This is a genomic window from Streptomyces sp. NPDC030296 (assembly GCF_055572815.1).
Map to the genome: position 1 here is coordinate 303,273 of NZ_JBVICQ010000003.1, position 13,039 is coordinate 316,311.

9 protein-coding genes are annotated in these 13,039 nt (G+C 70.6%); 7 read left to right on the plus strand and 2 right to left on the minus strand.

Annotation, left to right across the window (positions count from 1 at the left end; translation table 11 throughout):
* Positions 1 to 3 precede the first annotated feature (3 nt).
* On the minus strand, positions 4 to 1,338 hold the full coding sequence (locus ACZ4Z3_RS09390; protein ID WP_468500418.1) for an alpha-2,8-polysialyltransferase family protein: 1,335 nt from the start codon (positions 1,336 to 1,338) through the stop codon (positions 4 to 6).
* Positions 1,335 to 2,312: a glycosyltransferase family 2 protein gene (locus tag ACZ4Z3_RS09395; RefSeq protein ID WP_468500419.1), complete on the minus strand. Its 978-nt coding sequence runs from the start codon at positions 2,310 to 2,312 to the stop codon at positions 1,335 to 1,337. Before ACZ4Z3_RS09395 ends, ACZ4Z3_RS09390 begins: the two co-directional genes overlap by 4 nt.
* A 198-nt stretch (positions 2,313 to 2,510) precedes the next feature.
* On the opposite strand from ACZ4Z3_RS09395, the gene ACZ4Z3_RS09400 reads away from it, so the two are divergent.
* From ACZ4Z3_RS09400 to ACZ4Z3_RS09430, 7 genes are all read left to right on the plus strand, one after another.
* Complete coding sequence (locus ACZ4Z3_RS09400; RefSeq protein WP_468500420.1) at positions 2,511 to 3,860, plus strand: DUF6716 putative glycosyltransferase; 1,350 nt, start codon at positions 2,511 to 2,513, stop codon at positions 3,858 to 3,860.
* A 35-nt stretch (positions 3,861 to 3,895) separates the two neighbouring features.
* Positions 3,896 to 5,314 carry a cytidylyltransferase domain-containing protein gene (locus ACZ4Z3_RS09405; RefSeq protein WP_468500421.1) on the plus strand — a complete coding sequence of 473 codons (1,419 nt, stop codon included), beginning with the start codon at positions 3,896 to 3,898 and terminating at the stop codon, positions 5,312 to 5,314.
* A gap of 13 nt (positions 5,315 to 5,327) precedes the next feature.
* Positions 5,328 to 6,272, plus strand: a complete 945-nt coding sequence (locus ACZ4Z3_RS09410) for an N-acetylneuraminate synthase family protein (RefSeq protein ID WP_055539807.1) — start codon at positions 5,328 to 5,330, stop codon at positions 6,270 to 6,272.
* Between the two features lie 44 nt (positions 6,273 to 6,316).
* On the plus strand, positions 6,317 to 7,480 hold the full coding sequence (locus ACZ4Z3_RS09415; protein WP_468500422.1) for a hypothetical protein: 1,164 nt from the start codon (positions 6,317 to 6,319) through the stop codon (positions 7,478 to 7,480).
* A 770-nt stretch (positions 7,481 to 8,250) separates the two neighbouring features.
* Complete coding sequence (locus ACZ4Z3_RS09420) at positions 8,251 to 9,504, plus strand: amidohydrolase (RefSeq protein ID WP_468500423.1); 1,254 nt, start codon at positions 8,251 to 8,253, stop codon at positions 9,502 to 9,504.
* 337 nt (positions 9,505 to 9,841) lie between these two features.
* Entirely contained in the window at positions 9,842 to 10,900 is a 1,059-nt protein-coding gene (locus ACZ4Z3_RS09425) for a BMP family lipoprotein (protein ID WP_468500424.1), read from the plus strand.
* A gap of 859 nt (positions 10,901 to 11,759) precedes the next feature.
* Positions 11,760 to 12,815 carry a BMP family lipoprotein gene (locus ACZ4Z3_RS09430; RefSeq protein ID WP_468500425.1) on the plus strand — a complete coding sequence of 352 codons (1,056 nt, stop codon included), beginning with the start codon at positions 11,760 to 11,762 and terminating at the stop codon, positions 12,813 to 12,815.
* The last annotated feature ends 224 nt before the right edge of the window (positions 12,816 to 13,039 follow it).

Consider the following 13,039-nt stretch of genomic DNA (forward strand, 5'->3'; position numbering starts at 1 on the left):
CGCTCACCCCAGGGTCGCTCGCTTGAGGGACCTGGCCCGGCGCGCGACTCTTCGTACGGTCGCGTTGCGCGGGATGAACGCGAGCTGGACCGGGATACCGCCGGGCAGCCCCAGCGAGGTGAGCCGGCGGCGCTTGAAGTACCGCAGGGTGTGCGTGCTCAGATGCCTCGCCAGATACGACTCGGCCTCCCCGCGCAGCGACGGGTAGATCTTGGACTGCATGGCGTACCCCACCGCGCGGACCAGCCGGTTGAGGTCGGCCACGCTCATCCCCGGCTTCCGCGCCTCCACCGCCGCCCGGTCGCCCAGATCCGGCAGCAGCGCGTCCACGACGGTGACCGGCACCCGGTTGCTGTTCTCGTACGGCGCGAGCCGTTCCAGCAGGGTCCCGGTGCCCACGCGGGCCACGGGCAGGTCGTACAGCGCGGAGGCGGTGAGCAGGGCCGTGGAGAAGCAGCCGACCACCAGCGCCGGACGCATCCGCTGGTAGAGCACCTCGGCGAGGACCGGCGTGTCGAGCACCGTGAGGTCGGCGCCGAGCCGCTCGGCCTCCTTCTCCAGCCCGCGCGACCAGCGCGCCGGGGCGCTGGGGTGCGGCTTGAACACCACCCGCGTGTGCCCGAGCGCCACCGCGCCCTTCAGCATCCGTACGTGGAGGTCCTCCTCCTCCTCGGCGGTGAGGATGCCGAGCGCGGAGAGGTACTGGCCGAGCAGCAGCGCCGGTTCCTCGACGGCGGGCAGCGTGTCACCGGTGTCGACCAGCTCCGCGAGGACCTTCACGAAGGCGTCCGTCGGCACGATCTCCGCCGGGACCCCGAACTCGGTGAGCAGCAGCGGCTCCAGACCCGGCACCAGGTCCAGGTGGAGGAGCCGGTCGATCCGGGTGCCGACCAGCGGGTCGATCTTGTTGCGGGTGGGGCCGTAGCTCATCAGGCCGTCGGCGTACACGGTGACGGGCGCGCCGGTGAAGATCTGGGTGAAACCCAGCGCCGGGTGGACCTGGATGGACTCCACCGCCAGCTCGACGTCGTCGTCGCCGAGCCCCCACAGCAGCCGCAGATGCCGTTCCCACAGGGGCACGTCGTCCATGCGGGGGGACCAGCCGCCGGGGTGGAACGGGGAGATGGTCTCGTTCCAGGAGATGACGTCGTCGAAGCGGGTCCGCAGCAGCTCGAAGCCGGGCATCTCGTCCAGGGCGGGGGCCGTCTCCGGCGTCGCCGCGTTGTTCGAGATCAGCAGGATGCGCCGGTCCGCCGGGCGGAAGCACTCGGTGTCCAGGGCGGCCGCCAGGGTGGCCGTGCCGTACAGCGTGGACGCCATGAAGATCTGCGTGGTCACGCGGCGGCCCCCGTCGCGGCGGGACGGCGGCGCAGCCGGCGCAGCCGCGAGGCGCGCTGGATGTCCATGGAGTCGAGCGCCTCGTCCAGGACGTCCTGCGGCATTCGGCGCAACGCGACCGCGCTCATCGACTTGAGTTTCCGTGCCACCGCCGGCTCGAACCTTTCGATGGATCCCAAATGGTGGGAGATAATCGCGCAATATGTGCGCACGGCCTTGGGGAGGAGTTTGTCCGCGTCCCGGTCCTGCGCTGTTTCCGCGATGACCTGGTCGAATGCGCGAATGAAATCGAGCTGGCGTACGTCACCGATCTGGGTCAGCGAAGAGGCGACTCCGCGCCGGTAGAACACGCCCAGCAGCCCCACGGTCGCGAAGGATTCCGCCTCCCGGTGCAGCTTCCAGATCCAGGGCCGGTCCTCCGCCGTACGCAGCCCGTGGGTGAAGTGCAGCAGCCCCCGATCGACCAGCCGGCGGTGGTAGACACCGGCCCACGCGTACGCGTAGTCGACGGAGGTGGAGCGGTCCGCCGGCAGGATCGCGTCACGCGGGTTCATCACCACGCCCCGCCGCCCGTTGGGCACCCGGTGGACCGAACGGGCCCGCGCGGTGCACTGGACATGGTCCGCGCGGACGAAGTCGCATCCCAACTCCTCGATCGCGGAGACGAGTCGTGGGTAGTAGCCGGGGGCGAGCCAGTCGTCCCCGTCGAGGAACGTCAGGTACTCGCCGCGGGCCTTGTCGATGCCGGTGTTGCGCGCGGTCGCCAGTCCTCCGTTCTGCTCGTGTCTGACATACACGGCGCCCGGCAACTCGCGCTCCGCGCGCGCGAGGATGTCCGGTGTCTCGTCGCGCGAGCAGTCGTCGACGAGAATGAATTCGAAGTCCTCACGCGCGTTCGCTCTGAGGCTCTTCAGGGTGTCGGGCGCGTATTGCTGCACGTTGTAGAACGGCACGATGACGGAGAGCTTGACCACCCCTGTGACGTTAGGCGGCCCTCCGGCATTCGTCTTGACCACCCGCTTGATGTCAGGTGAACGACGCGTGGCGGTACCGTGAACCAGGCGCATTTCCCGCCGTTCCACGGCCCGATTCGCCATTCGTCGACGCGCTGTTAACCCTTTGTTGCATTCGGGTTGGGCCGATCAACGGAATCCCTTCCTAGCGTCTTCGACGTGCCAGCAAGTGCTACGAACAGCCTGCGAGTCGCCGTCCTCGCCGATTCCGACACCCGGTGGAAATGGGGTGCGCTCACCGCGAGCCGCCTCGCCCCCGAGGGCGCGGACATCCACCTGGACGGCTTCCTCCTGCGCGGCCGTGCCACCCCCACCGCCCGCCAGCTCCAGGAGGTCGGCGTCCGCCCCGACTCCCTGCGCGAGGTGACGGGCGTCGAGTTCCTGCGCGCCCTGGGCACGCCGGAGGCGGCCGAGTCGTACGACGTCCTCGTGCTCGCCCTCGTGGGCGGCGGCGTCCAGGCGATGCTGCACGGACTGCGGCACGCCTGGGGCGCCCGGAGCAGGCGGCCCGTGGTCGTCACCGGCTATGTCGGTGTCGTCTACGAGAAGCTCGCCGACGGTCTGCTGCTGCGGCACGGCGCGGACCTCGTCCTCGCCAACTCCCGCCAGGACGCGGAGCGTTTCCGCGCCGTGTACGAGGGGGTCGGCGCCGACGCCGGCTCGGTCACCGAGGTCGCGCTGCCCTTCCTCGGCGGCACGCCGTACAAGGGCGCCGAAGAGCAGGGGGGCCGGCCCTACACGGTCGTCTTCGCCGTCCAGCCGTCCGTCCCGGACAACCGCAAGGACCGTACGTACCTGCTGAACCGGCTCATCCAGCACGCCCGGCTGCACCCGGACCGCCAGGTCCTGCTGAAGCTGCGCTCCAAGCCGGGCGAGCACACCACGCACATCGAGGAGCTGCCCTACCAGAAGCTGGCGCAGAAGACCGATCTGCCGTCCAACTTCCGCCTGGTCTACGGGCACATGGGCGAGGTCCTCGACACCACCGACCTGCTCGTCACCGTCAGCTCCACGGCCGCCCTGGAGTCGCTGCACCGCCGGATCCCCACCGTGGTCCTCACCGACCTCGGGATCCGGGAGGCGCTCGGCAACCACCACTTCGTGGGCTCCGGATGCCTGGCCTCCTGGGACCAGCTGGACGCCGGGCACGAGCCGGCGCCCGACCCCGAGTGGGTGGCCCGGCAGGGCGTCGCCGCCGCGGGCACCGTCACCGGGACAGGCTCCTACGCCACCGCCTTCGACGCCGCGCGCGACCGTCTCGCCAAGCTGATCGCCGCCGAACTCCCGCCCCTCACGCCGTACTACACCACCGTCACCGCGCCCGGCTATCTGCCCGGCATCCTCGCCCGCCACCACCTCGGCCCCGACGGCAGCCCGCTGCCGGGGGCGCCCGCCGCCGACCGGCAGGCAGGGCCCGTACGGCAGATCGTGCGCCGGGCGGCGCGCGGCGCCTACCGGCACGGGGTGCAGCGCGTGGCACCCGTCATCCGGCGGATGGGGGAGCTGTGAGCCGCCACCCGTCGCCCTCGCAAGGAGCTCCACTGATGTCCCACCCGGAAGCGGACCGAGCGGCCTCCGTCCGCCGCGTCCTCGCCGTCATCCCCGCACGCGGTGGCTCCAAGGGCGTCCCCGCGAAGAACCTCGCCCCCGTCGGCGGTGTGCCGCTGGTGGCCCGCGCGGTGCGCGAGTGCAGGGCTGCCCGGCTGGTGACCGACGTCGTGGTCTCCACCGACGACCACGCCATCGCCGCCGCCGCCCGCGAGTCCGGCGCCGAGGTCGTCCTGCGGCCCGCCGCCATCGCCGGCGACACCGCCACCTCCGAGGCCGCCGTCCTGCACGCCCTCGACGCCCACGAGGCGCTCCACGGCGCCGCCGTCGACGTGGTCCTCCTCGTCCAGTGCACCAGCCCGTTCATCCTCCGCGAGGACATCGACGGCGTGGCCCGCGCCGTGGTGGAACACGGAGCCGACACGGCCCTCACCGTGGCCCCGTTCCACGGGTTCGTCTGGCGGGACACGGCGGACGAGCTCGCCGACGGCGACGAGGCGAACCGCGTGGGCGCCGCGGCGGTCGGCGGCGCGGCGGCGCGCGGCGCGATGGTGCACGGCGCGCCCACGACGCTCGCCGGCGGCACGCGGAACGGAGCCGACGCCGCCACCGGGCTCGGCGTGGCACCGGCGGGCGACGGCCCCGCCGACCCCGGCCCGACCGCCGGAGGCTACGGCGTCAACCACGACAAGTCGTTCCGCCCCCGCCGCCAGGACCGCCCCCAGGACCTGCTGGAGACCGGTGCCGCGTACGCCATGGACGCCGCCGGACTCCGCAAGCACCGGCACCGCTTCTTCGGCCGTACGGAACTCGTCCGCACCGACCCCGCCCGGGTTTTGGAGATCGACGACCCGCACGACCTCGCCCGCGCCCAGGCCCTCGCGCCCCTCTTCGACGCGAACCGGCCCGGCGCCCTCCCCACCTACGACGACATCGACGCCGTAGTCCTCGACTTCGACGGCACCCAGACCGATGACCGGGTGCTGATCGACTCCGACGGACGGGAGTTCGTCTCCGTGCACCGCGGCGACGGACTCGGCATCGCGGCCCTCCGCAGGAGCGGCCTGAAGATGCTGATCCTGTCCACGGAACAGAACCCGGTCGTGGCCGCCCGGGCCCGGAAGCTGCAGATCCCGGTGCTCCACGGCATCGACCGGAAGGACCTCGCCCTGAAGCAGTGGTGCGAGGAACAGGGCATCGCGCCCGAGCGCGTGCTCTACGTCGGCAACGACGTCAACGACCTCCCGTGCTTCGCCCTCGTGGGCTGGCCCGTGGCGGTCGGCAGCGCCCACGACGTCGTGCGCGGCGCCGCACGCGCGGTCACCACCGTCCCCGGTGGTGAAGGCGCGATCCGAGAGATCGCCGGCTGGATCCTCGGTCCCTCTCTCGACTCTCTCGACCCCCTCGACAAGTAAGGAACGTTCCACCATGTCTGCGACCAACTCCCGCCTGCGCACCTTCGGTACCGAGCGCATCGCCGGCCCCGGCCAGCCCGTCTACATCTGCGGCGAGATCGGCATCAACCACAACGGCGAGCTGGAGAACGCCTTCAAGCTGATCGACGTCGCCGCCGAGGCCGGCTGCGACGCCGTCAAGTTCCAGAAGCGCACCCCGGAGATCTGCACCCCCCGCGACCAGTGGGACATCGAGCGCGACACCCCCTGGGGCCGCATGACCTACATCGACTACCGCCACCGCGTGGAGTTCGGTGAGGACGAGTACCGCCAGATCGACGCGTACTGCAAGGAGAAGGGCATCGCCTGGTTCGCCTCCCCGTGGGACACCGAGGCCGTCGCCTTCCTGGAGAAGTTCGACGTCCCCGCCCACAAGGTGGCCTCCGCCTCCCTGACCGACGACGAGCTGCTGCGCGCGCTCCGCGCCACCGGCCGCACGGTCATCCTCTCCACCGGTATGTCCACCCCGAAGCAGATCCGCCACGCGGTCGAGGTCCTCGGCTCGGACAACATCCTGCTCTGCCACGCCACCTCGACGTACCCGGCGAAGGCCGAGGAGCTGAACCTCCGCGTCATCAACACCCTCCAGGCCGAGTACCCGAACGTCCCGATCGGCTACTCCGGCCACGAGACGGGGCTGCAGACCACGCTCGCCGCGGTCGCCCTCGGCGCCACCTTCGTCGAGCGCCACATCACCCTCGACCGCGCGATGTGGGGCTCCGACCAGGCCGCCTCCGTCGAGCCCCAGGGCCTCACCCGCCTGGTCCGCGACATCCGCACCATCGAGGCCTCCCTCGGCGACGGCGTCAAGAAGGTCTACGACTCCGAGCTCGGCCCCATGAAGAAGCTGCGCCGTGTCTCCGGCGTCGTCGCCGAGGCGGAGATCGCGGCGGCGGCGGGCGAGCCGGTCGGCGTCTGACACCCCACCTCCCATCCACCAAGGGAAGCGACGGTCGTACGTCGATGAGCCCCCGCGCCGGAACCACCGGCCCCCACACTCTCGCCTTCGTCGAGAGCCCGGTACAGCTCCTGAACGTGCTGGAGTGGGCTCACGCCCACGCCCTCGGCACGCGACAGGCCCCCGGCGCGGGGCCGGCCTCCGAGCCGGGGGCGCCCTCCGGCCTCGCCGCCTCCTACGGCGTGCGACCGTCGCCCGGGGCGTCCGGCACGGGGCTCACCCTGGTCGTCCTGTCGCCCAACGACCCCATGACCCGGGGACAGTTGCGCCGCATGACGGAGCTGGCGCGGGACGAGGGCCACGAGGTGCGCTGGGAGGAGGCCCGCGGCGGCGCGGCGGCCCCGTTCCGCACCGTCGGCGGGCTCGCCCCGCTGCTGCGCGCCGCGCGCCGCGTCGTCCTGGGCGACCCCTTCTCCCGCTACGTCCAGCTCCTGTTGACGATCACCAGGGCACCGGACGTCGTCGTGGTCGACGACGGCACCGCCACCATGGAGTTCGTCTCCCAGCTGGCCCGCGGCGAACGCCTGGTCCGCTGGCACCGCAAGGGCGGCCGTCCCGGCCCCCGTGACCTGGTCTTCGCCCCGGTCTCCGCGAAGGCCCGCAGACGGCTGACCCCGACCGCCGGCCGGCGCGTCGAGGTCTTCTCCTCCATGCCGATCGACGAGACCCCCGAGGGTGTCACCGTCACCGCCAACGACTTCGCCTGGACCCGGGACCGCTTCGGCCCGCCCCGCATCACCAAGGGCGCGGACCTCGTCGGCACCTCCCTGGTGGAGACCGGCGTGGTGGACGGCGACCGCTACCTCGAAGCCGTCCGTTCCCTCGCCAAGGCCCACGGCGCGACCCGCTACTTCGCCCACCGCCGCGAGAGCTCCGACAAGCTCCACGCCCTCGCGGCGGAGACGGGCCTGGAGATCGTCCGCCCCGACCTCCCGCTGGAACTGATCGCCCGCCGCGGTCCCATCGGCCGCACCATCCTCAGCTTCCCGTCGACCGTGGTCCACACCCTGCCGCTGGCCCTGGCGGGCACGGACGTACGCGTCGCCGTCTGCGACATCGACCCCAGCTGGCTGACCGAGACCGCCTCCCCCCGCGCCCAGGGCTTCCTCTCCGGAGTCACCGGCACGGCGAGGGACGTGCACCGCCTGTCGTCGGTGGCGCCGATCTAGCTCGCCTGTCGTCGGTGGCGTCGATCTGGCCGCGTGCCGGGGCAGGCCCGGTGGCGTGACCACCCACGGCTTCGCCGTCCATGCGGCGTTCCGGATCTACCTGTGAGCACGTACGTACGTGCCCTGCGCCGGACCGCCCCGGCCCGCCAGGGGCCCCTCCAGGGGCGACCATCGGACAGACCGGCCACCACCCCACCGTGCGGCTCCCTCCGCCTCCCGTGCGACTCCAGCCGGCCTCAGGCGCGACGCAAGGGGCGCGGCCGACCCTCACAGTCGGGTGTCCACCCGCCCCGCAGCGTCACCGCACCACCCCCGTCCGGCCCCCGCGCCCTTGGGTGACCCTGGTCACCTTCGGCCCCTGAATCCTCACCTCACAGCCCCACCCCGTACCTGGTGAGTCTCGCCCGCGGTAGTCAAACAGTCACCCAAGGGCGCCAGCTTCGGCACATCACGGTGCCCGGAACGTGGTATCCGTGGAACGTGGGAATCGTTCGGGTACCCCCGGACGTTTGGACGAAGGGATTCGCGGGCAACCCCCGGCGTTCCCGGAGGGACGCCCCGGTCATCCCGGTGGGTCGCGCCGTCGGCGCCGCGTCGATCGCGTCCCGTCCATGAGGTCTGCCCGCCACGAAAGGCGGACGGGTATACCCATCCCTGCCCATACGTATGCGTCGTGCGGCCAGAAATCTTCCCCTTACGGGCTGATTTTTTGTTGATCGAGGGTTAGAAGGTCGCTCGATCGCCCTACCCTTCAGAGGGTGAACCAACTGATGTCCCGAGAGTCCGAGGCCGATCTGCCCGGGGAAGCCGAAGCCGCCCTCCCCGGCACCCTGCCCGAAGCCCTGCGTGCCGAACTCGTCGCGTTCCGCCGCGACTTGCACATGCACCCCGAGCTCGGGAACCAGGAGTTCCGCACGACCGCCGCGATCAAGGCCCGCCTGGAGAGGGCAGGGCTCCGACCGCGCGTGCTCGAGAGCGGAACCGGACTCATCTGTGACATCGGCGACTGGGACGGCGGCCGGCCCCGCCTCGCGATGCGCGCCGACATCGACGCGCTGCCCATCCCGGACACCAAGGTGGACTGCGAGTACCGCTCCACCGTCCCGGACCGCGCCCACGCCTGCGGCCACGACGTGCACACCACCGTCGTGCTCGGCGCCGGGCTCGTCCTCGCCGACCTGCATCGCAAGGGGCAGCTGCCGCGCCCCGTCCGGCTGATCTTCCAGCCCGCCGAGGAGGTCCTCCCCGGCGGTGCCGGCGACGTGATCAAGAGCGGCGCCCTCGAAGGCGTCGGGCGGATCATCGCCGTGCACTGCGACCCGAGGGTCGACGCCGGCCGTATCGGTCTGCGCCACGGCCCCATCACGTCGGCCTGCGACCGCCTGGAGATCGCCCTCGACGGCCCCGGCGGCCACACCGCGCGGCCCCACCTGACCACCGACCTCGTCACGGCCGCCGCCCGCGTCGTCACCGACGTGCCGGCGCTGGTCGCCCGCCGGGTCGACGCCCGCAGCGGACTGTCCGTGACCTGGGGCCGCGTCGAGTCGGGCCACGCCCCGAACGTGATCCCGCAGCACGCCGAGTTGTCCGGCACCGTGCGCTGCCTCGACATCAACGCCTGGAGGCAGGCGCCCGACCTGGTGCACGAGGCGATCGCCGAGGTCGCGACCCTGCACCGCGCCAAGTCCGAGATCAACTACGTCCGGGGCGTCCCGCCGGTCGTCAACGACCCCGTCGTCACCGAGCTGATCCACGACGCCATGGTGGCCCGCCGCGGCGCCACGGCCGTCGAGGACACCGAGCAGAGCCTCGGTGGCGAGGACTTCTCCTGGTACCTGGAGCACGTCCCCGGCGCCATGGCCCGCCTGGGCGTCCGCCGCGCGGGCGACCTCACGGTCCGCGACCTCCACCAGGGCGACTTCGACGCGGACGAGCACGCCATCACCGTGGGTGTCGAGCTGTTCACCGCCGCCGCCCTGCTGGACGCCCGGATGCAGGTCCTCGACACCGCCGCCACCTCCTAGGGCACGGCCTTCACGGATCCGGTACCCGATCCGCACCCTCTCCGGTTGCGGCGCCCCCGCCCTCGCGGCAGCCTGGTGCGCGTGTCGTACGGCCCCCGTACGGCGCGCGCACCGTCACGCTTAAGTCACCCGGCAGACACGGAACGCGAGAGACGTGAGAAGGGCTCTGTCCCCAAGCGTCCCTTTCGGTCCCATGGTTCACGAGGACGTAACCGGCCATCGGCACGAATGGATAACGGCCAGTCGAAACCCCGTTCCCAGGAGTGTCTACGCGCGTTAATGTGCGCCGAACTGAGCACCCGGCTGCGGGGCTTTGGAGAAGATGGGGAACTTCAAGATGCGTCGGATTTCCAAACTGACCCGCGTCGCGGTGGGGGTCGCGTCGCTGGCGCTCGCCGCCACGGCCTGTGGCGGGACCAGCAGCGAGAGCGGCAACGGCGGCGACGGCGAGAGCAAGGGCACCAAGGGCCTCGCGATCGCGTACGACATCGGCGGCAAGGGCGACCAGTCCTTCAACGACGCGGCGTACGCGGGCCTGCAGAAGGCCGAGAAGGAGTTCGGCTACAAGACGGCCGACATCGAGCCCACCGAGGGCGAGACGGACGCCGACAAGCAGCAGCGCCTGGAGTCCCTCGCCAAGCAGGGCTACAACCCGGTCGTCGGCGTGGGCTTCGCGTACGGCCCGGCCATGGAGGCCGCGTCCAAGAAGTTCCCGAAGACCACGTTCGGCATCGTCGACTCGGAGGTGAAGGCCGACAACGTGGCTTCGTTGGTCTTCGCCGAGCAGGAGGCGTCGTACCTCGCCGGTGTCGCGGCCGCCAAGGCCACCAAGTCGAACACCGTGGGCTTCGTGGGCGGTGTGGACATCCCGCTCATCCACAAGTTCGAGGCCGGCTACAAGCAGGGTGTCCAGGACACCAGCGGTGGCAAGGTCAAGGTCATCTCGCAGTACCTGACCCAGACGGCCGAGGAGGGTGGCTTCTCCAGCCCCGACAAGGGCAAGGCCGCCGCCGAGGGCCAGATCGAGAAGGGCGCGGACGTCCTCTACGCCGCCGCCGGTCTCTCCGGTCAGGGCGTGATCGAGGCCGCCGCCAAGGCGAAGGTCTGGGCGATCGGTGTCGACTCCGACCAGTACAAGCAGGAGGCCCTCGCCTCCTACAAGGGCTCCATCCTCACCTCGGCCCTCAAGGACGTCGGCGGCGCGGTCTACACGCTGGCCAAGTCCGTCGAGGACGGCAAGCCGCTCACCGGCGTCCAGACGTTCGACCTGAAGGTCGACGGAGTCGGCCTGGCCGAGTCCAACCCGGAGTTCGCCAAGATCGCGGGTCTCTCGGACGCCGTCGCCAAGGCGAAGGAAGAGATCATCGCCGGCAAGATCAAGGTCAAGACCGAGTAGTCACCGGAACGGCCTTGAGGACGTGAAGAAGCGGGCGGGTGCCACGGCACCCGCCCGCCTCTTGTTGCGAGTAGTCGAGCTAGCGCGGGTCCACCCAAGCCTTGGAGGTGTGACAGTTGTAGCTGTCGCCGTTCACAACCGAAGGTGACGTGCCGCCACCGGACGTGAGCGACCGCCACGGTCCGTAGACAGTCGTGGTGTAGGGGTAGTTGGGTGAGTCGCATTGTGCCTTGACGCGAAACTTCCCGAACCCGCTGGTGCAGTGGGCTGACGCCTGATTCGTTATGGGCGTGTTGATGCGTGCGCTGCAGCCGGAGACGGCCGCCTGTGCACTGCCGCTGAAGGCGGTCACCATGCCGCCCGCCAGGACGGCTGCAACCAAGAGCCGCGGGGTTATCGCGTGCGTCATCCTGTTCAATGAAGTCCCTTGATGTCGTGTCGTCTGCCGTTCTAGCCGAACTCATGTATCTCGTGCGTGAGTTCGAGAAGTGTGCATGACATTACCAACCGTGATCGACTGCAGCGGGCTGTCTCCCGACCGGCGTGTTCTGGGCCCCTGGAGGCGACCAGCGCCGTTCCCGCGTGCTTCTGGGGTGGATGGCGCCGTCCGGGGAGCCGTCCGGCCGGGATTCACGTTCGGCGGACCGCTGACCTGTGCGTCCTGACTGAAGGGTTCGCGTCCCGATCAGCAGGCACGTCGGCCTGGATCCCGCCTCCGACACGGCCCCATAACAACAGGGCAACCGGGGCTTTCCCGCCAGGGTCTACGCGCGTTACCCTCGGCGAAAGCCAGCGCCGACGCTGTGAAGCACCACTGAGCAGTACCCTCCGGCGCTTGTACGACTAGGAGCACCAGAACATGCGCCGGGTTTCCCGCATCGCGGTCGCAGGCGCAGCGACCGCCTCCCTCACCCTCGCCCTCTCCGCCTGTGGCGGCACCTCGACGGAGGCCTCGTCCTCCTCCGACTCGAAGGGCGGCGACAAGGGCCTCGCGATCGCGTACGACGTCGGCGGCAAGGGCGACCAGTCCTTCAACGACGCCGCGTTCGCGGGCCTGGAGCAGGCGAAGAAGGAGTTCGGGTACCAGACCCAGGACATCGAGCCCACCGAGGGCGAGACGGACGCCGACAAGGAGCAGCGCCTGGTCTCCCTGGCCAAGCAGGGCTACAACCCGGTCATCGGCGTCGGCTACGCGTACGCGACCGCCGTGAAGGAGGCCGCCGAGCAGTACCCGGACACCACCTTCGGCATCGTGGACGACTCCACCGTCCAGCTGAAGAACGTGGCCGACCTGGTCTTCTCCGAGGAGCAGGCTTCGTACCTCGCGGGCGTCGCGGCCGCCAAGAGCACCAAGACCAACGTGGTCGGCTTCGTGGGCGGCGTGGACATCCCGCTGATCCACAAGTTCCAGGCCGGCTTCGAGCAGGGCGTCAAGGACACCAACCCCAAGGCCAAGGTGCTCACCCAGTACCTCACCCAGACGGCCGAGGAGGGCGGCTTCTCCAGCCCCGACAAGGGCAAGTCGGCCGCCGAGGGCCAGATCGAGAAGAAGGCCGACGTCGTGTACGCGGCGGCCGGTCTGTCGGGTCAGGGCGTGATCGAGGCCGCCGCCGCCAACAAGGTGTGGGCGATCGGTGTCGACTCCGACCAGTACAAGCAGGAAGCCCTCGCGAAGTACAAGGACGCGATCCTGACTTCGGCCATGAAGGACGTCGCCAAGGCGGTGTACAACCTGGCGAAGTCGGTCGAGGACGGCAAGCCCGAGACCGGTATCGTCAGGGGCGATCTGAAGAGCGGTGAGGTCGGCCTCGCCGTCTCGAACCCCACGTTCAAGGACGACACCAAGCTCCAGGAGGCCCTTGAGACGGCCAAGGAGAAGATCATCAGCGGCGAGATCAAGGTCAAGACCAGCTGAGCCAGCAGAACCTCGAGCAGACACGCGGCCCCGGGGGAGTGCGGCCGTGCGGGAGCCGTACATCCGGCCCGCACCTCCCCGGAGCCGCTGGTAACCGCGGGGTTACGTCCGCTCAACGGGGTACGGGGAGTCTGACTCCCTGTACCCCGTTGTCTCGGGCGTCGCCCCTTTCGATGCCGTAGGGGCGCTACGCGCGTAGACGACCCCCTTTCCCAGGAGAGTGC